This window comes from Shimia aestuarii, assembly GCF_900114635.1.
In the GTDB taxonomy this organism is placed as follows: Bacteria; Pseudomonadota; Alphaproteobacteria; order Rhodobacterales; family Rhodobacteraceae; genus Shimia; species Shimia aestuarii.
In genome coordinates, this window is record NZ_FOTQ01000004.1 from 82495 (window position 1) to 101346 (window position 18852).

General features: G+C 60.7%; 19 protein-coding genes. 10 read left to right on the forward strand and 9 right to left on the reverse strand.

Features of this window, described 5'->3' with window-relative positions; genetic code table 11:
• Positions 1-123 precede the first annotated feature (123 nt).
• The 3 genes from BMZ35_RS11385 to BMZ35_RS11395 all read left to right on the forward strand — a co-directional run bounded on the left by BMZ35_RS11385 (position 124) and on the right by BMZ35_RS11395 (position 3354).
• Positions 124-645, forward strand: coding sequence for a sigma-70 family RNA polymerase sigma factor (locus tag BMZ35_RS11385; RefSeq protein ID WP_093093982.1), 522 nt, complete (start codon positions 124-126; stop codon positions 643-645).
• On the forward strand, positions 642-1280 hold the full coding sequence (locus BMZ35_RS11390) for a ChrR family anti-sigma-E factor (protein ID WP_093093983.1): 639 nt from the start codon (positions 642-644) through the stop codon (positions 1278-1280). Before BMZ35_RS11385 ends, BMZ35_RS11390 begins: the two co-directional genes overlap by 4 nt.
• 139 nt (positions 1281-1419) lie before the next feature.
• A complete protein-coding gene (locus tag BMZ35_RS11395; protein ID WP_093093984.1) occupies positions 1420-3354 on the forward strand; it encodes an acyl CoA:acetate/3-ketoacid CoA transferase in 1935 nt (644 codons plus the stop codon).
• Here BMZ35_RS11395 and BMZ35_RS11400 read toward each other — a convergent pair.
• The 7 genes from BMZ35_RS11400 to BMZ35_RS11430 form a co-directional block, all read right to left on the reverse strand.
• Positions 3351-4043, reverse strand: a complete 693-nt coding sequence (locus BMZ35_RS11400; protein ID WP_093093985.1) for a M48 family metallopeptidase — start codon at positions 4041-4043, stop codon at positions 3351-3353. The genes BMZ35_RS11395 and BMZ35_RS11400 overlap by 4 nt on opposite strands.
• A gap of 39 nt (positions 4044-4082) precedes the next feature.
• Complete coding sequence (locus BMZ35_RS11405; protein ID WP_093093986.1) at positions 4083-5231, reverse strand: M24 family metallopeptidase; 1149 nt, start codon at positions 5229-5231, stop codon at positions 4083-4085.
• Between the two features lie 134 nt (positions 5232-5365).
• Entirely contained in the window at positions 5366-6550 is a 1185-nt protein-coding gene (locus BMZ35_RS11410) for a vWA domain-containing protein (RefSeq protein ID WP_093093987.1), read from the reverse strand.
• Positions 6551-6555: 5 nt separating this feature from the next.
• Positions 6556-6723, reverse strand: a complete 168-nt coding sequence (locus BMZ35_RS20925; RefSeq protein WP_093093988.1) for a hypothetical protein — start codon at positions 6721-6723, stop codon at positions 6556-6558.
• Positions 6724-6728: 5 nt separating this feature from the next.
• Positions 6729-8045 (reverse strand): DUF2927 domain-containing protein, encoded by a 1317-nt coding sequence (locus tag BMZ35_RS11420; protein ID WP_093094180.1) that lies wholly within the window; start codon positions 8043-8045, stop codon positions 6729-6731.
• 44 nt (positions 8046-8089) lie between these two features.
• Positions 8090-8542 (reverse strand): GNAT family N-acetyltransferase, encoded by a 453-nt coding sequence (locus BMZ35_RS11425; RefSeq protein WP_093093989.1) that lies wholly within the window; start codon positions 8540-8542, stop codon positions 8090-8092.
• Positions 8543-8687: 145 nt separating this feature from the next.
• Positions 8688-9527, reverse strand: a complete 840-nt coding sequence (locus tag BMZ35_RS11430) for an AAA family ATPase (RefSeq protein WP_093093990.1) — start codon at positions 9525-9527, stop codon at positions 8688-8690.
• A gap of 183 nt (positions 9528-9710) precedes the next feature.
• Between BMZ35_RS11430 and dksA the strand changes: the two genes are divergently transcribed.
• Positions 9711-10133, forward strand: a complete 423-nt coding sequence (gene dksA / locus BMZ35_RS11435) for an RNA polymerase-binding protein DksA (RefSeq protein WP_093094181.1) — start codon at positions 9711-9713, stop codon at positions 10131-10133.
• A 72-nt stretch (positions 10134-10205) separates the two neighbouring features.
• Positions 10206-11390 (forward strand): FAD-dependent oxidoreductase, encoded by a 1185-nt coding sequence (locus BMZ35_RS11440; protein WP_093093991.1) that lies wholly within the window; start codon positions 10206-10208, stop codon positions 11388-11390.
• Positions 11391-11460: 70 nt separating this feature from the next.
• Here BMZ35_RS11440 and xth read toward each other — a convergent pair whose 3' ends face one another.
• Entirely contained in the window at positions 11461-12240 is a 780-nt protein-coding gene (xth, locus tag BMZ35_RS11445; RefSeq protein WP_093093992.1) for an exodeoxyribonuclease III, read from the reverse strand.
• A 391-nt stretch (positions 12241-12631) separates the two neighbouring features.
• Here xth and BMZ35_RS11450 point away from each other — a divergent pair, with 391 nt between their 5' ends.
• Genes BMZ35_RS11450 through BMZ35_RS11460 form a run of 3 tightly spaced genes read left to right on the forward strand, consistent with a single transcriptional unit; the run spans position 12632 to position 15417 of the window.
• Entirely contained in the window at positions 12632-13342 is a 711-nt protein-coding gene (locus BMZ35_RS11450) for a DUF6749 family protein (protein WP_093093993.1), read from the forward strand.
• Between the two features lie 57 nt (positions 13343-13399).
• The gene (locus BMZ35_RS11455) at positions 13400-14479 is read left to right on the forward strand and encodes a DUF6902 family protein (protein ID WP_093093994.1); all 1080 of its coding nucleotides are present in this window, start codon (positions 13400-13402) and stop codon (positions 14477-14479) included.
• Entirely contained in the window at positions 14476-15417 is a 942-nt protein-coding gene (locus BMZ35_RS11460) for a DMT family transporter (protein WP_110680250.1), read from the forward strand. The genes BMZ35_RS11455 and BMZ35_RS11460 overlap by 4 nt, the downstream gene beginning before the upstream one ends.
• Before the next feature lie 10 nt (positions 15418-15427).
• Here BMZ35_RS11460 and BMZ35_RS11465 read toward each other — a convergent pair whose 3' ends face one another.
• A complete protein-coding gene (locus BMZ35_RS11465; RefSeq protein ID WP_093093995.1) occupies positions 15428-15751 on the reverse strand; it encodes a HesB/IscA family protein in 324 nt (107 codons plus the stop codon).
• A 98-nt stretch (positions 15752-15849) separates the two neighbouring features.
• Between BMZ35_RS11465 and BMZ35_RS11470 the strand changes: the two genes are divergently transcribed.
• Both BMZ35_RS11470 and argS read left to right on the forward strand, forming a co-directional pair.
• The gene (locus BMZ35_RS11470) at positions 15850-16995 is read left to right on the forward strand and encodes a deoxyguanosinetriphosphate triphosphohydrolase (RefSeq protein ID WP_093093996.1); all 1146 of its coding nucleotides are present in this window, start codon (positions 15850-15852) and stop codon (positions 16993-16995) included.
• A gap of 52 nt (positions 16996-17047) precedes the next feature.
• Positions 17048-18793: an arginine--tRNA ligase gene (gene argS, locus BMZ35_RS11475; protein WP_093093997.1), complete on the forward strand. Its 1746-nt coding sequence runs from the start codon at positions 17048-17050 to the stop codon at positions 18791-18793.
• Positions 18794-18852 lie beyond the last annotated feature (59 nt).

The following is an 18852-nucleotide window of genomic DNA, read 5'->3' on the forward strand; positions in this document are numbered from 1 at the left end:
CATGACATTAAGCCTTTGGAAAATGACGCACCTTCCGCGGCAGCGTGCCGTGCGGTTCCTCGCGGGGGACGTCGGAACGTGACGCCGTCATCCGGTTCTTCCTACACGGAGCAGACGTCGTGGATGCTGGCCGTGCGTGACCGTCAGGACAGGGCCGCATTTGGAGCGCTGTTCGATTACTATGCGCCACGTGTGAAAGGCATGCTGATGCGCAAGGGGTGCGGGCATGGTCAGGCCGACGAGATCGTGCAGGATGTCATGCTGACGGTCTGGCGCAAGGCGGCCATGTTCGATCCACAGCGCGCGCAGGTCTCGGCCTGGATTTTCCAGATCGCACGCAACCGTCATATCGACGTGATCCGTAAGGAAAGCCGTCCCATGCCCGAAGAGTTGGCGCAGGAGCCGGATGCCGAGCCGGATGCGAGCCAGGTACTTGGCATGGAGCAGGAAGCGAAACAGTTGAAAGAGGCTTTGGCACGTCTGAAGCCCGCACAACGTGAAATGATCGAAGCGGCCTATCTTGGGGAATTGTCGCATCGCGAGTTGAGTGAAAAGACGGGTTTGCCGTTGGGGACGATCAAGTCCCGTATCCGGCTGGGGCTGGACAAGCTGCGTCACGAGTTAAAAGGAATGCGTGCAGAATGAGCGCGATCAGTCATCATATCCCAGAGCCGTTGATGGCGGCCTATGCCGCGGGCAGCCTGCCGCGACCGTATGCGCTGGTTGTGGCCGCACATGTTTCCATGTGTGATGCCTGCCGCGCAACGGTTGCGGCGCATGAGGTGGCTGGCGGGGTGGTGCTTGACGAGATGGTCAAGGCCCCGGTCGAAGAAGATCTCAAGGCCAGTGTGCTGGCGCTGTTGGATGCGCCGGTTGACCCCGAACCGGAACCGGTTAAGCGGTCGGGGGTCTATCCGGGACCAGTCATGGAGGCTTTGAAAGGTCGTCCGCCGCGCTGGAAATCGCTCGGGATGGGAGTGAAGCAATGCATTCTTGAAACCGGCGACACCGGGTCCGTGCGCCTTTTGCATATCCCCGGGGGGCGGGCGGTGCCGGATCACAGCCATAACGGACTGGAGCTTACCCTCGTGCTGCAGGGCAGTTTCAGCGACGAAACAGGCCGCTTTGGTGTGGGCGATGTCGAGGTTGGGGATGAAGACCTTGAACACACGCCGGTGGCCGATGACGGGCCGCCCTGTATCTGCCTTGCGGCGACCGATGCGCCACTGCGGTTCAACAGCCTGATACCGCGCCTGCTGCAGCCCGTTTTCAAGATATAGAAACGTCAAACCCCGCCATTTGGCGGGGTTATCCCTTGTTGGGAGTGCATCATGCGGTGTCGCCGCAGGTCGCGGAGTTCTACGGGATTGCTTTACGCGGCGGACTTGGCAAGGCTGGGGTTCTGGAGGAGCCCGTACCATGCCCAACAAGATCATTTCAGCCGAGGCCGCCGCACGGCTGGTGTCGGATGGGGACACCATCACCACGTCAGGTTTTGTCGGTATTGGCGTGCCCGAGGCGCTTCTCAAAGCACTGGAGACGCGGTTTCTAGACAGTGGCACGCCGCGCGACCTGACGTTGATTTTTGCGGCTGGACAGGGCGATGGCAAAGAGCGTGGGTTGAACCGTCTTGGGCACAAAGGGCTGCTCAGGCGGGTGATTGGCGGGCATTGGGGGTTGATCCCCAAGGTGGCCGCGCTGGCTGTTGCGGGTGACATCGAAGGTTGGAACCTGCCGCAGGGTGTGATCAGCCACCTGTTTCGCGACATTGCCGCAGGCAAGCCCGGCACGCTGACCCATGTCGGGCTTGAGACTTTTGTCGATCCGCGATTGCAGGGTGGAAGGGTCAATGACATCAGCACCGAAGAGGTGGTGCGGCTGATGGATGTGGGCGGTGAAAAGGTTCTGTTTTATCCGACGCGACCCATCCAGGTGGCCTTGTTGCGCGGGTCGACCGCCGATCCGGCAGGCAATGTCACGATGGAGCGGGAGGCCCTGACCATCGACAACCTGGCCCAGGCGATGGCCGTCAAGAACTCGGGCGGGGTGGTCATCGTGCAGGTCGAGCGGATTGCGGCGCGTGGGGCGCTGAGTCCAAGGGACGTGGAAATTCCCGGTGCGCTTGTCGATGCGGTGGTCGTGGCATCGCCTGAAGACCACATGCAGACCTATGCCACACCTTACAATCATGCATTTGCCGGGGAGTTCCGTGTCGAGGGCGATGGCGCGGGCGATATGCCGCTGACCGCGCGCAAGATCATTGCGCGGCGTGCCGCCTTTGAATTGCCGGTTGGGGGGATCGTGAACCTTGGGATCGGCATGCCCGAAGGGGTGGCCGCCGTTGCCAGCGAAGAAAAACTACTCGATCACCTGACGTTGACAGCAGAACCGGGTGTGATCGGCGGTCAGCCTGCTTCGGGATTGGACTTCGGGGCGGCCATCAATACCGACGCCATCGTCGCACAGAATCAGCAGTTTGATCTTTATGATGGTGGCGGGCTCGACCTGGCCATTCTGGGCATGGCAGAGGTTGGCGCGGACGGGGCGGTGAACGTGTCGCGCTTTGGCCCGCGACTGGCCGGCGCCGGCGGTTTCATCAACATTAGCCAAAATGCCCAAGCTGTTGTGTTTGCGGGAACTTTCACCTCCGTTGGCTTGGACGTCGGGGTTGAGGACGGGGTGCTGGACATCCGGAGCGAAGGCAAAGTTGCAAAGTTTCTTCAACAGGTCGAGCAGGTTACGTTTTCAGGGGCGCGGGCGGCTCGGCTGGGCAAGCCCGTGCTCTATGTGACCGAGCGCTGCGTCTTTTCTCTGACGCCAAACGGGGTGGAGCTGATCGAGGTTGCGCCGGGCATGGATATCGAACGCGACATCCTTGGCCACATGGGTTTTCGCCCCATCCTGCGTGATCCGGTTGAGATGGATGCGCGGATCTTCAGACCCGAGCCGATGGAACTGCGGGTGGACCTGTTGCATCTCGATCTGGCGGACCGGATCGCGCTTGATGGGGCAGCGCGGGTCCTGTTCATCAATTTCGGCAAGTTGAGCCTGAGGTCACTCAGGGAGGTCGAGATGATCCGCCGCCGTGTGGAAGAGGTATGTGGACCGCTTGGGCATCGTGTGGACGTGATTGCCAACTATGACGGGGCGCGGATCGACCCGGAGGTTGAAGACGCCTATGGCGCCATGGTGAACGCATTGGAAGACAGGTTTTATGGGCGGGTCACGCGGTATTCCGGCTCTGCTTTCATGCGAATGAAGCTGGGCGATGTGTTCGAGCGCGGACGGGGCGCGCATATCTTCGAGAGCGCTGAAGAGGCGCGCAGCTTTCTCGGGAACAGGACGCAGGGCTAGGGCGTGGAGAGGCCCCATTTCCGTTCGAGTTCCTCGATCGCGGCAATGCGTTCGGGAGTTTTCGGGTGGCTCAGCAACCACGCGGGCATTGGGGCGGTGCCGGATTGGGTCAGGTCTTCCAGCTTGCGAAACAAGGACTTCTGCGGCCCGGTGCCGATACCCGACTTGGTCAGAAGAGCGGCGGCATAGCTGTCGGCTTCGTATTCGTCACCACGTGAGAGACGCGCCATCAGGAGTGACATGACCGAGTTCGCGATAAGCGGACCAATGCCGGGCAGGAAGCGCGAGAGCACCATGGCGAGCGCGGTGCGCAGGGCGTTCTGGCCGGAAAAGTCGATCATGCGGCGCCGTGAATGGCCAAGCGCGACATGGCCGAGTTCATGTGCGATCACGCTGGCAAGTTCGGGGGCGCTGACCTCACCGGCGCGATACCGGTTGTAAAACCCGCGCGTGATGAAGATGCGCCCATCCGGTGCGGCAAGGCCGTTCACCGGTTCGATTTCGTAGATATGAACGCGTATGCGGGGCAGGTCGAGCGCCTCGGCCATTTGCTTGATAAGAGGAACCAGTTGCGGATCGGCCAGTTCGGTGGAGCGCGCATCGAGTTCGCGTGCGGTGCGCCACGCGGAGAAGCGGAACAGGAGCAGGCCATAGACGATGGCAATCAGGATCGGGGCAAAGCGCAGCATATATCGGATATGGGGTATGAAACGACGGGGAGCAAGATACTAGCAAGTGAAGAGGTTGGGGGCGTGGCGGCTGAGGCGTTCACAGCCATCGGCGCGCACCAGAACCGAATGGCCAAGGCACATGGCATTGCCGGAGTCCGCGTCCATTAGGATCATGTGCAGGAAAAACACCTGATTTTTCAACATAATGGTGGGATTTCCTTCGTAAAACATCGGGAAGTCGACCCAGATCGGGGCATAAACCGCCCCCATGCCATAGCCGCAGGCATTGAGGCGGGCATGGTGCAACCCGTGGGCATCGAACACATTTGCGTGGGCCTCAAAGACATCGCCCATGGGGGCGCCGGGGCGGATGGCGGCTTCGCAAGCTTGCAGCGCTTCTTCGGCTGCTGCGTGCATCTTGCGATGCTGGTCGGTGGGCGTTCCGATGATCAGGGTTTGCATCATCGCTGCATGGTAGCGGGCGCAAGCGCCTGACCATTCGATTGTCATTTGGTCAATTTTATCAAGATGTTGGCGCCCAGACTTGGAGCGACAGAGAAGGGCGGCAGGACCGGATCCGAGGATGAACTCGTTGCCCGCATAATCGCCACCGCCAGCAAGAACGGCGCCTTGCATCGCAGCAAGGATGTCGCCCTCGAACGCGCCGGGTTTGGTCAGGGAAATCGCGGCATCGAGCGCATCATCAGACAGGGCGGCGGCGCGGCGATGCATGGCGACTTCGGCATCGGATTTATGACGGCGCAATTCCGGGAAAATGTCGGATGCATCCTGCAATCCGGGCAGGGCCGCGCGCAGGCGTTGGCCCCAATAATCAGTCAGGCCAGCAGTGCGGGATTCAACGCCAAGGTTGCCCGCCCTGACGCCGAGATCGTCGAGAAGCCGAGATAAATTTTCAATAGGATCAACGCCTTCCCGATCAATCCAAACGTGGATTTCATCCGGGGAAAGGGTTGATGTTTGCAGGGCCTGCAGACGATCCGGTGCGCGGGTCAGGAGGTGAATTTCACCCTTCGATGTCATGACCATGCATTGAAACATGGCAAAGCCAAACGTGTCGTAGCCCGTGAGCCAATAGTGGCTTTCGGGGGCAAACAGCAGGATGGCGTCCAAGCCGTTGTCGCGCAGTGCAGCGCGGGCGCGGGACTGGCGGGTGGTGTATTCTGCGTCGCTGAAGTGATGCGGCATCGCGGGGACTCCTGTGGTTAGACCCACTGAAACTGCAGCGCGCGTCTGGGGCAAGGAAAACCGCAAAAAACCGCGATCGGTAACACGTCGGTATCGTGTCGGTATTACGTCGGTATTGTTATCGGATCAAAGGGTTAGCGCGTCAGGTCGCGCATGCCCTGTTCCAGCCCCTGCAAGGTCATCGGGACCATGCGGTCTTCGAAGATCTCGCGGATCATCTGGATTGAGCGGGTATAGCCCCAGTGCTTTTCCGGGATCGGGTTGATCCAGAGGTTCGAGTTCCACTGATCCCGCGCACGTTCCAGCCAGACCTGACCGGGTTCGGCGTTCCAGTGTTCATTGGCACCGCCGGGATAGGCGATCTCGTAGGGGGACATGGAGGCGTCCCCAACGAAGATGCATTTGTAATCCGGCCCGTAGGTGCGCAGAATCTCGTGGGTCGGGGTCTGAGCGTTCCAGCGGCGGCGATTGTCGCGCCACACGCCTTCGTAAAGGCAGTTGTGGAAGTAGAAATATTCGAGGTGCTTGAATTCCGCACGGGCGGCGGAGAACAGCTCTTCTACCACCTTGATATAGGGATCCATCGAGCCGCCCACGTCGAGGAACAGCAGCACCTTTACCGCGTTGTGCCGCTCGGGGCGGGTTTTCACGTCAAGATAGCCGTGTTCAGCGGTCGCGCGGATGGTGCCGTTGAGATCAAGCTCTTCGTTGGCGCCTTCGCGCGCCCAGCGGCGCAGGCGCTTCAGGGCGACCTTGATGTTGCGGGTGCCCAGTTCGACGGTGTCGTCGAAATTGCGGAATTCGCGCTTGTCCCAGACCTTGACCGCGCGCTGGTGGCGGCTTTCTTTCTGGCCGATGCGCACGCCTTCGGGGTTGTAGCCGTAGGCGCCAAAGGGCGAAGTGCCCGCGGTGCCGATCCACTTGTTGCCGCCCTGGTGGCGGCCTTCCTGTTCCTTGAGCCGCTCTTTGAGGGTTTCCATGAGCTTTTCAAAGCCACCCAGCGATTCAATTTCGGCCATTTCCTCGGGGGAGAGGTGTTTCTCGGCCATCTTGCGCAGCCATTCCTCGGGAATGTCGACAGCTTCGAGAACCTGCTCCATGGTGATCTCGCCAAGGCCCTCGAACGTTGCGGCAAAGGCGCGGTCGAACTTGTCGATATTGCGCTCATCCTTCACCATGATGGTGCGGGCGAGGTAATAGAACGCCTCGACATCATAGGTGGCCAACCCGGCGCGCAAGCCTTCGAGGAACCCCAGAAACTCGCGCAGCGAGACAGGCACGCCACCAGACCGCAGGTTTTCGAAGAAACGCAAGAACATCGGGATTACACACTCATCCGGTGAATGAAGATCGTCAGAAACAGGCCAAGGATCGCAAAGGCGATGGCATAGATGGCAGCGTATTGAATGATATCAAGCCGTTTGCCGCCGCGTTTCTTGGCAAGGCCACCGCCGATGATGGCTCCGAGAATGGCTCCGAAAAGTACGAACATGCGCCTCAGAATCTCCTGTTCAGCGGACTGAGCGCGGAAATTTCACGCAGCTTTGAGCGCACCGCCCAATCCGGACCAAAGCCGTAACGTGCCCAGCCCAGACTGTCCAGCCGCACAGCGCCGGCCTCATCCAGCTTGCCCTGCACATCAAGCGCCTCGGCACGCAGAAGCATGAGTGTCGAAAGCAGGGCCGCGTTTTCGTATTGCGCGGCGGGCGGGAGCTGCGGGGCGATCAGGTTGAGCGCTTCCTGAGTGCGGCCCGAGGAGAGCGCGTGGGCGGCCAGTTGCGTGGCGACGAAAGCGCGGTGCGGTCCGAATTGGGTCACGCGGGCATAGGCGCGGTCTGCGTTGAGAAAATGGGCGTGGGCCGCGTTGCCGTCCTGGGACTGCATGAGGCGACCAAGCGCGTAGTGTGAGAAGCCGAGGCGGTGATCCTGCCAGCCCTGTTGCTGGGCGATCTGCAGGGCACGGCGCGCGGCAGCGCGGCGGTTGGCGGGCGGCGTGCCGGGGCCAAGCGCGGTTTGCACGGCATCAATCCACGCGCGGGGCGTGGCGGGCAGGTAACGCGACGACAGGCGTTCACCGCGCGGGTTGATGCGCGCAAGGATCGCGGGCAGGCGGGCGGCGACCTGATCGCGGGTCATGCCGTTTTTCAGGGACGGATCGTAATAGGCGCGCAGGACCGTCATGTCGAAGCCGGTCAGAACGGCGTGGATATTGTCATCGTTGAAGACGCTGTCGGGCAGGCGGTAGAGATCGTTGAGGGGGCCAAGCGCCTGCGCCAGTTCCTCGTGCAGGCAATCGCGGGTTTCCTGCGGGCTGGCGTCGTTGGGCACGAAGAGGGCGATTTTTTCTCGGCTTTCCAGCAAAGCCCAATTGGTCGAGGCGTTGCGCCGGGCCGAGCGGTATTGTGACAGGCTGGAGATATTGGGGACCACGAAACAGGCCGCTTGGGGCAGGGCCTTGCGGATTTCGCGGCGCGACACGGCCTGAATGGTGATATTGGCAGACGCATCGCGCACGAGGCGGATGTCAATGCGGGCCTCGTTGCGCAGGCGTGCAATCAAACGATTGAGGTCTGGCATCATGGCGGGCGGGGCCTTGCCGGTGACGCGCAGGGTGATCGGACCTTCAAAGCGGGTGAGGGTGTCAAGGCTGCGCCCGCTTTCCAGTTCGAAGCTGAGGTCAAGGAAGTCGCGGGCAATGTCGCGATTGGAGCGCGCGGGCTGCGCCGGTTGGGGCGTCGCGAAGCTCTTCATCGGGGGCAGGGTCGTGTCCGAGATGGCGGCACGGGTGGGCGTGTCGACATTGCCCGTGGACATGCAGGCACCAAGGGTCAGAAGGACCGGGAAGAGAAAGCGCAGCTTCACGGGCGGTTGTACCGGATGAAGGGGGTCAGCTTGCCGACGCGGTCATAGAGCTGGCGGGCGGTGGTATTGAAATCCTGCGTCAGCCAATAGACCGAAGGCGCGCCCTCGGCGTCGGCGGCGGCATAGACAGCCTCGATCAGTTTGCGGCCGACACCCGTGCCGCGCACTTCAGGATCGGCATATAAGTCTTGGAGATAGCACGTATTTTCTATCTTCCATGCATGGCGATGGAACAGGTAGTGGGTGAGCCCGACAAGCGTGCCATCCTGTTCCGCGACGAGGCAGTTGAAATCCTGCGGGTCGTCGCCCAGAAGGCGGGCGAAGGTGGACGCGTAGACCTCTTCCGGCACGGAGGTTTCGTAATAGGCGAGATAGCCGGTCCACAGGCGGCGCCAGTCGGATTCGTCAGCATGGGTCAGCGGGCGAATCTTGGTCTGGGGGTCGGCCATGTCGCATTCCTTGTGCTCGGGTAAGTCAGCCTAGCATATGGGCTCTTTGGGGCAAGATTTGGGAGCAGGTTCGGCAGTGGCGCGGTCAAGGCGGTGAAGCCTCGGGGCGGATTGCGCCCCGAAGATGCGATCCTGCTACGTGGAGTTAACGCCCCGACCGCGCCATGAAGGCGAGGCGTTCGAAAAGATGCACGTCCTGCTCGTTCTTGAGCAGGGCTCCGTGCAGCTTGGGAAGGGCATTCACGCCGTCACGCTTGAGATCCGCAGGATCCATATCCTCGGCGAGCAGCAATTTCAGCCAGTCCAGAACCTCGGAGGTCGAGGGCTTTTTTTTGAGCCCCGCCATGTCGCGGATTTCGTAGAATTGGGTGAGCGCGGTGGTCAGCAGCTGTTCCTTGATGCCCGGATGATGCACCTCGACGATTTTTTTCATCGTGTCGGCATCGGGGAATCGGATGTAGTGGAAGAAACAGCGGCGTAGGAAGGCGTCGGGAAGTTCTTTTTCGTTGTTCGAGGTAATGATCATGATCGGGCGTTGCTTGGCCCGAATGGTCTGACCGGTTTCGTAGACGTGGAACTCCATCTTGTCGAGTTCCTGCAAGAGGTCGTTGGGAAACTCGATATCGGCCTTGTCGATCTCGTCGATCAACAGAACAACCTTTTCGTCCGACTCAAAGGCCTCCCAAAGCTTACCGCGCTTGATGTAGTTGGAAATGTCATGCACCCGCTCGTCGCCAAGCTGGCTGTCGCGCAGGCGAGAAACGGCATCATACTCGTAGAGCCCCTGCTGTGCCTTGGTCGTGGATTTGATGTTCCACTCGATCATGCGCAGCCCGAGCGCGTCTGCCACCTGGCGGGCCAGTTCGGTCTTGCCGGTGCCCGGTTCGCCCTTGACCAGAAGGGGGCGTTCCAGCGCCACGGCTGCGTTGACGGCCACCGTGAGGTCCTCGGTTGCCACGTATTCCTTGGTGCCTTCGAATTTCATGAAGTTTCCCCGCGCGTTCGCTAATTCGAGCGGCACCCTACATTAGACATATTTTGTCCGCAATGCGGGGTTAAGAGGTAGTGACAATCCCACGGCGAACGAGTATTGGCAGGCGCAGAGAAGGGGGGTCCGATGTCTGAGAATTCTACCGCAATGGACGTTGACCACGATGAGGGAGCAGAAATGAAAGCAGAATCTTTCCTGCCCGACGATTATCGTCCCGCAGAAGACGAACCATTCATGAACGAACGCCAGGTGGAATATTTCCGCCGCAAATTGCTGGCCTGGCGTGAAGAGCTGCTGGCAGGCAGCCGGGATACGATCGAAGGATTGCAGGACAGCACCCGCAATATCCCCGACGTGGCCGACCGCGCCAGCGAAGAGACCGACCGTGCGCTGGAGCTGCGCACCCGGGACCGTCAGCGCAAACTGGTGCTCAAGATCGACTCGGCCCTGCGCCGGATCGACGAGGGTGAGTATGGCTATTGTGAAGTGACCGGCGAGCCGATCAGCCTCAAGCGGCTGGACGCACGTCCGATCGCAACCATGAGCCTTGAGGCGCAGGAACGTCATGAACGGCGCGAAAAAGTGCACCGCGACGATTAAACCGCAGGGCATGAAGAAAAAAACACCGCGCCGGGGCTTTTGTCCCGGCGTTTTTCGTTTCATAGGTCGCGCATGGAACTGAACGACTTGAAAACCAAGGTGATTGGCGCCGGGATCGGCGGGCTGACCGCAGCGTTGACCCTGCACCGGCAGGGCGCGCGGGTCAGCGTGCTGGAGCAGGCCGACGCGATCACCGAAGTCGGGGCCGGATTGCAGGTCAGCCCGAACGGCGTGGCCGTTCTGCGCAAGCTGGGGCTGGAAGAGCGACTGGCGGAAAAAGCGGTGCGCGCGCAGGCGGTCGAGTTGCGCGACTATGCCGGGGGACGGCTTGTGACGCGTTTGGACTTGGGGCGCCTTGGGGAGGCGGCAGGGTATTATTTTGTGCACCGCGCCGACCTGATCGACCTGTTGGCGGACGCGGTGCGCGATGCCGGAATCAAGGTTTTCCTGTTGCAGAAAGTGCAGGACATTCTGCCCGGAGACGCGCCGGTGGCGCATCTGGCAAATGGCTCCGAAGTGAAGGCGTCGTTGCTGGTGGGGGCCGACGGGCTGCACAGCAGGGCGCGCGCAGCCCTGAATGGCACCGTGGCACCGTTCTTCACGCGACAGGTCGCGTGGCGGGCGACAGTGCCCAACACGATGGGGCACGGCCCCGTAGCGCAAGTGCATATGGGACCGCACCGTCACGTGGTCAGCTATCCTCTGCGCGGCGGCGAACTGGTGAATATCGTGGCGGTTCAGGAACGGGCCGCCTGGGCCGAGGAAGGCTGGCATATCGCGGACGACCCGGACAATCTGCGCGCGGTATTTGCCGATTTCGGTGGGGATGTACCGGCGCTTCTCGGTGCGGTGGAGCATGTGCGGCGCTGGGGATTGTTCCGGCATCCGGTGGCCCCTGTCTGGCAGCGTGGCAATGTTGCCCTGCTCGGTGACGCGGCGCATCCGACCCTGCCTTTCATGGCGCAGGGCGCAGTGATGGCGATGGAGGATGCCTGGGTTCTGGCCGAGGAACTTGCTGCAGCGCAAGACGTGCCGTCAGGCCTCGTCGCCTATCAGCGCCGTCGCGAAGGGCGGGTGCGTAAGGTGGTCGACACGGCCTCGAAAAATGCATGGAAATACCATCTGAGCACGCCGCCATTGCGGGTGGCCGCGCATCTGGGGTTGCGCCTGGGATCTGCAATCGCACCGGGGCGGATGATGGCGCAATACGACTGGATCTATCGCCACGACGTCACCACGGAGCGCGCCGGGGCCTGATCCGGTTGCGTGCCTGCGGCACACAGGTTTGCTCCGTGCGTGGCCTCTTGGCCCCGCAAGGCAATTGGTGTCAGGCGGCGAGGTCGACCCAGACCGGGACGTGATCAGAGGGTTTCGACCGTCCGCGTTCGCTTGCGTCGATCTGGCAGTCCCGCAACAGGTCGGCGCATTGCGGGCTCAGGAGGAAATGGTCGATTCGAATGCCGTCGTTCCTGTCCCATGCTCCGGCCTGATAATCCCAGAAAGAATAATGGCCCGGCCCTTGGGTGCGGGCGCGAAACGCCTCGGTCAGGCCCAGATTGAGCAGGCGGCGGAAGGCGGCGCGACTTTCGGGCAGGGCGAGCGCATCCTCGGTCCACGCGTCGGGGCGCTTGGCGTCTTCATCCTGGGGTATGACGTTGTAATCACCTGCCATGAGAAACGGCTCTTCTGATGTGAGCAGTTCGCGCGCACGGTCGATCAGCCGTTCCATCCAGGCCAGCTTGTAGTCGTATTTCGGCCCCGGAGTCGGGTTGCCATTGGGCAGGTAGAGACCGCAGAGGCGGATGGCCCTGTCACCAACGACAGTGGCCTCGATATAACGGGCCTGTTCGTCGTCGTTATCTCCGGGCAGTCCGCGCGAGACATCCTCGAGCGGGTATTTAGACAGGATTGCGACCCCGTTGAAGCTTTTCTGTCCGTGGGTTTCGACGTTGTAGCCACGCTCTTCGAAAACCTCGCGCGGGAAGTTTTGGTCCACGGATTTGATCTCTTGCAGCAGCGCGACATCGGGTTGTGCTTCGTCCAGCCAGCGCGGCAGGGTGTCGATGCGGGCTTTGATGCCGTTGATGTTGAAGGTGGCGATCTTCATGACGTGTCCCCTTTGCGCGCCGTTTGGGGCGACTATCCCCCGGATCAGACGGATCGGCAAGGGGGGAAGCGGGAGGGAATCGGGCGCTGAAACCCCGACCGGAATCACCTGTGCGCTAGATCGGATCGTTGCGGATTCGGGGGGTGATTCTTAGCGAGACCCGTGCAGGACCGGATGGACTCTACGGGAAATGCGGCGAGAATGTGGCGCAAATCGGGCGAAAAATAGACCCAGTAAGTTTTGTGTTTTAATTAAATAAATACAGAATTTTGCGATCAAAAGTTAATGTAAATATTGCACTGCTTAACACGATTAGCGAGAAAAAATAGTTTGAAAAACACGGAATGGGTGCAAGCGTGAAGGGGTCGAAACCTCAACTGGGAATTCAAAAATGCTCGCTCAAAAATCCACTCAAATCGTTAACGAAACCTTTGCACAGCGTTCGCCCCGCAACACCGAAGCCAGCCCCCTTGATGGCGTGGCGACCGAGATGTTCACGTCGGGTCTTTCGCCAGAAATGGCCGGCGATGTGATGGACGGCGGCGCGACCGCGCTTTTCACCAGCGGTCTGGTGCAGATGTTCACCAGCGGTCTTGCCCCGAACCCCTCGGCAGATGCCAGCCGCGGCGAAGGCCTTGAAATGTTCACGAGCGGCCTGTCGGCCAGCGGCACCTCGGCAGAAGATGGCGACGCGGTGGAAATGTTCACCAGCGGTCTGGTGCAGATGTTCACCAGCGGCCTTGCCCCCAATGCGTCGGTCGAAGCGGCCAAAGGCGAAGGTGTCGAGATGTTCACGAGCGGCCTGTCGGCCAGCGGCACCTCGGCGGAAAGAGGCGACGCGGTGGAAATGTTCACCAGTGGCCTGGTGCAGATGTTTACCAGCGGTCTTGCCCCGAACGCCTCGGCAGACGTGACCAAGGGAGAGGGTGTCGAAATGTTCACCAGCGGTCTGTCGGCCAGCGGCACTTCGGCCGAAGATGGCGATGCGGTGGAAATGTTTACCAGTGGTCTGGTGCAGATGTTCACCAGTGGTCTTGCCCCGAATGCCGGTGCCAAGGCCGAAGCCGGCGAAGGTGCCGAGCTTTTCACCTCGGGTCTGTGATCCGGCGCATGGGAACGGGGCGCGCGGTGCGCCCTTGGTCAAGAAAGGAACAATCCGATGTCCAATGTCGTGCAACTGATCGTCCCGTCCCAGCGGCAAACCCCTGCTGAGCGCCATGGCGCGCTCATGCAGAGCTTTGCCCGCCATCGCCGCTTTGGCGACGATGTGTTCTGGCTCAAGGAAAATGCCGAATTGCTCAATATTCTGGAATGCACCGGGGCGGCCGTGGATGCGCCCGCACTGGACGCGTACCAGGGCTTTTACGAAAACGTGGAAAAACGGCTTCAGTTTTTCCCGCAATACTACCGGTTCCTGTTGTCGATCTGTCTTGATCTCGAAGATCTCGGCATGCCGGGTGACAAGGGCGCGCAGCTTTGTGAATGGGTTTCAGACCAAGGGTTTGCCCAGGCGGAGCTGTCTGATCTTCAACGTATGGAAGCGCGTCGGCTGATGTTGCGCCGGGGTACCGATCCGCTTCCCGAGGACGCGACGTTGGAAGCGCGGATGCGGGGCTTCATGGCGCGGTCCGCAACATTCTCAATGCCCAACAAGAAAGCGGCATACGAGTTGACCCATGCGGTGTTCTACCTCTCCGAATACGGGCGCAAGGATCCGCAATTGAACGCGGATGTGGCGAAATCACTGGAGTTCACCGGGGTTCTGGCTCTGCTGGAACAGAATGCCGATCTGTTGGCAGAGGTCTGTGTGGCGATGCGCTTTGGCGGAATCGCGGTTCCGGAACTATGGCAGAACTGGCTGGTGCGCCATACTGCGCTGTTTGCCGTGGAAACCGGCGATCATGTGGTACAACAAGATGATTATCACGAGTTCCTCGTGTGCAACTGGATGCTGGCAGCGACGGAAAAAGCGCCGTTCCAGCGGGAATTCCTCGCGGAACGCACCGGCTTTTTCCGCCCGGACAATGCCGGTGGAGCGCTGCGCGAATTGTCGGAATGCATGTACCGGCTGGACGAGGACCGTTCTAGCGACTGGGATGCGATGCGCCCCGTCGTGCTGGAGAGCCTCAGCCCGGATGCACAGGTGGTCGTGGCCTGTGCGGAAAGCTCAAGCGACGTATTTGATGAGTTTTTCCAAGGGTTTGCCCGCGCCAACACGATGGTGGAGTACGCAGGATGACCGCGCGTCGACCGGTTGTGATCGGCACCATTCTTGTGGTGCTTTACACGCTGATGATTTCCTCGGCGGACGCGATTACCAAGCTGATCGCCTCCGGCTACTCGGCACCGCAGCTTTTTGCGGTGTCGGGCTTTCTGGTGGTCGCACTGAGTCTTGCCTCGGCGCGACTGTCCGGCGGGGGGCAGGGACTGGGGACGATCTGCCCCAGGGCCATGGCACTTCGGTCCGGGTTGACTGTGATCGGGTCGGTTGCGTTCTTTTATGCGTTCCGGCTGCTGCCCCTCGCAGAAGTATTTGTTTTCATTGGAATGATGCCGATATTCGCCGGGTTGTTCTCGGCGCCGATCCTGGGTGAGCATGTGCGTCCTATGGCGTGGTTGGCGCTGGCCGCCGGATTTGTTGGCATGTTGTGCCTGTTCCCGGGCGGGCTTTCTGCTGTCACGCTGGGGCATTGGGTGGCGCTGTTCGCCTGTGTGTGCGGCACGCTCTCGCTGGTTCTGGCCCGATACATCGGGCGGCATGAACAGAATGCGCTTGCGCAGGTATTCTATCCCAACCTTGCTTTGGCCGCGTCGATGGCTCTGGCTTTGCCGTTTGTTTACAAGCCAATGCCGTTGGCGGACCTCGGGTGGGTGCTGACCTATGGGCTGTTCCTGTTCGGCGCGCGCTGGGTGTCGGTGGTCGCGCTCCGGCTTTTGGCGGCTTACACGGTGACACCGCTCATGAACCTGCAGTTTGTCTGGATGGTGGTTCTTGGCGCGGTATTCTTTGGCGAAACGCCCGAGCTGAACATCTATCTCGGTGTTGCAATCGTGATCGGGTCGGGGGTGTTTCTTGTCTACGATCAGATGCAACCGGAAGGACAGCCTTACCCTTGGGCAGTGCGGATCATGGCGCTGTGGCCGCCGCTTCGTCAGAAGATAAAGTTTGCCAAATAAATATTTGGAATTACATGGAAAAGCTTGTTCCGCAGCCGCAGGAACTGGTGGCGTTCGGGTTGTTGATCACGAACCGGGCGCCGATCAGTTCTTCGGTGAAATCAATCGTCGCATTGGCAAGGAATGGCAGGGAAACGGAATCCACCAAAACCTTTTCGCCGTCCCGTTCAAGCACCAGATCGTCTTCGCGCGGTTCATCAAGCTTGATCTCGTACTGGAACCCCGAACAACCGCCACCTTCGACGGCCACGCGTAGCGCCTGCCCCTGAGAGGCGGCACCGATTTCAGCCAGACGGGCAAAGGCCCGTTCGGTCACTTTGGGAGGCAGTTGCATTTTATCACCCTGAGGCCGTTTCGCGCGTTTCCCCGGTTCAAACCGGGGCCACCCTGCAATATAGAAGGGCCAAGGACAGGCTACAAGGACCAGCAGACATGCAGGAACCCTATGCCTCTGATCCGGTGCGCGCCAGGGGACGGCGTTTTCCGGAGGAGGAAAGCAGTTTCCGATCGTGTTTTCAGCGCGACCGGGACAGGATCATTCACGCCAGCGCGTTCCGGCGGCTGAAGCACAAGACGCAGGTGTTCGTTGAACATGAGGGCGATTATTTCCGCACGCGTCTGACCCATTCCATCGAGGTGGCGCAGGTGGCACGGACCATGGCCGGGGCGCTGGGGCTGAACCAGGAACTGACCGAGGCCGTAGCCCTGGCGCATGATCTGGGCCATACGCCGTTCGGGCACACCGGAGAGGACGCGCTGGACGCGCTGATGGCGCCTTATGGCGGGTTTGATCATAACGCACAGGCGGTGCGAATCGTGACCTCGCTTGAGCGGCACTATGCCGAGTTTGATGGGTTGAACCTCACCTGGGAAACCCTTGAAGGCATTGCAAAACATAACGGTCCGGTAGTAGGTGAGTTGCCCTATGCGCTTGCCGATTACAACGCCGAGCACGACCTTGAGTTGCACACCCATGCCAGTGCCGAGGCACAGGTTGCGGCGCTGTCTGATGATGTGGCCTATAACAACCATGACCTGCATGACGGGTTGCGCGCCGGTTTGTTCACTGAAGAGGAAATCGTGGACCTGCCGATCGTCGGAGATGCCTATGCCGAGGTGGACCGGCTTTATCCGGGGCTGGAGCATATCCGGCGGCGACACGAGGCCCTGCGGCGGGTTTTTGGGGTGATGGTTTCGGATGTGATCGACACATCGCGGCGGTTGCTGTCACAGAGCGGGGCGCAATCGGTTGAAGAGATCCGTCACCATGGCGCGCCGGTGGTGCAGTTTTCTCCCGCGCTTTGGTCCGACCTGAAGCAGATACGCAGCTTTCTGTTTACCCGGATGTATCGGGCGCCATCGGTTGTCGAGATGCGGCGGGAGGTGACAGAGGTCGTGAACGCGCTTTTTCCCTTGTATATGGCGGACCCGATGCTGCTGCCGGAACGCTGGCACCCCGATTTGCGGGCCTGCAATGACGAAGTGGCGGTGGCACGCAAGGTTTCCGACTATATCGCGGGCATGACGGACCGTTTTGCGTTGCAGGAACACGACCGCCTGTTGGGCAAGCCTCATTGACCTGACCGTCCATGGTGATAAACCCGGTCCAAATCGAAAAGGACGGGGCCAAATGAACCTCTTTACCGAGATGCGCGCGCTTGTGATCGGCGCGCTGGAACGCATGCAGGCCGAGGGCACGCTGCCCGCAGAGCTGGATTTCGCCAACGTGGCGGTCGAACCACCGCGCGATGCCGCACATGGCGACATGGCGACCAATGCCGCGATGGTTCTTGCCAAGCCGGCGAAGACAAAGCCGCGCGATATTGCGCAGAACCTGGCAAGCATCCTGGCCGGGGATGCGCGCATTACCTCGGCGGAAGTGGCCGGGCCGGGCTTTATCAACCTGCGTCTTGCCCCCGAGTTGTGGCAGGGGCTGGTCAAGGCGGCGCTGGAAGAGGGGAGTGATTTCGGGCGCTCGACCATGGGGCAGGGCAAGCGGGTGAACGTGGAATATGTGTCCGCCAACCCGACCGGGCCGCTGCATGTGGGCCACACCCGTGGTGCGGTATTTGGCGATGCGCTGGCCAGTTTGCTCGATTTCGTGGGCTTCGACGTGACCCGCGAATATTACATCAACGACGGTGGCGCGCAGGTCGATGTGCTCGCGCGCTCGGTGTACCTGCGCTATCTGGAAGCGCATGGGCAGGAGGTCGCGTTCGAGGACGGCACCTATCCGGGCGACTACCTGATCCCGGTGGGTGATGCGCTCAAGGCGAAAGTCGGCGACGCTTATGTCGGCAAGGGCGAGGATGTCTGGCTCGAGGAGATCCGCGAATTTGCCACAGAGGCGATGATGGATCTGATCCGTGCGGACCTTAAGGCGCTTGGCGTTGAGATGGACAATTTCTACTCGGAAAAGTCGCTTTACGGCACGGGCCGGATCGAGGCGGCTCTCAAGGCGCTGGAAGACAAGGGCCTGATCTATGAGGGCGTGCTTGAGCCGCCCAAGGGCAAGAAGCCCGAGGATTGGGAACCGCGCGAACAGACCCTGTTCAAATCGACGGAACACGGTGATGACGTGGACCGTCCGGTCAAGAAATCGGACGGGGCATGGACCTATTTTGCACCGGATATTGCTTATCACTATGATAAGGTTTCCAGAGGGTTCGACGCTCTTATTGATGTATTTGGCGCCGACCATGGTGGCTATGTCAAGCGCATGAAAGCGGCCGTGTCGGCGCTCAGCGATGGCAAGGTGCCGCTGGATATCAAGCTGACGCAGCTGGTGAAGCTGTGGAAGAATGGCGAGCCTTTCAAGATGTCCAAACGCGCAGGAAATTTCGTGACGCTGCGCGACGTGGTCGATCAGGTGGGGCCGGACGTGACGCGTTTCGTGATGCTGACCCGCAAGAACGACGCGCCGCTGGATTTCGATTTCGACAAGGTTCTGGAGCAGTCCAAGGACAATCCGGTGTTCTATGTGCAATACGCCCATGCCCGCGTGTGTTCGGTGTTGCGCAAGGCACAAGAGGCCGGGATTGCGGCTGATGATGCTACGCTGGTCGGGGCGGACCTGTCGAAACTGGATCACGAGGCCGAGATTTCCGTGGCCAGGAAGCTGGCTGAATGGCCGCGTCTTGTCGAAATCGCGGGGCGCACGAACGAGCCGCATCGCGTGGCGTTCTACCTTTATGAACTGGCCAGCGAGCTGCATGCGCTTTGGAACCGGGGCAACGACGATCCCGCCTTGCGCTTTGTCCAGGAGGGTGATGCCGCCACAAGTCAGGCGAAAATCGCCCTCGCGCGGGCTGTAGCCGTTGTTATTTCTGCTGGTCTTGGTATTCTTGGCGTAACTCCTGCGCAGGAGATGCGGTAAACAAGCTGCACGTCGCGCGGGGTTGAGGCAAAGGCAAGACAACCCCGGCGACAACGTAT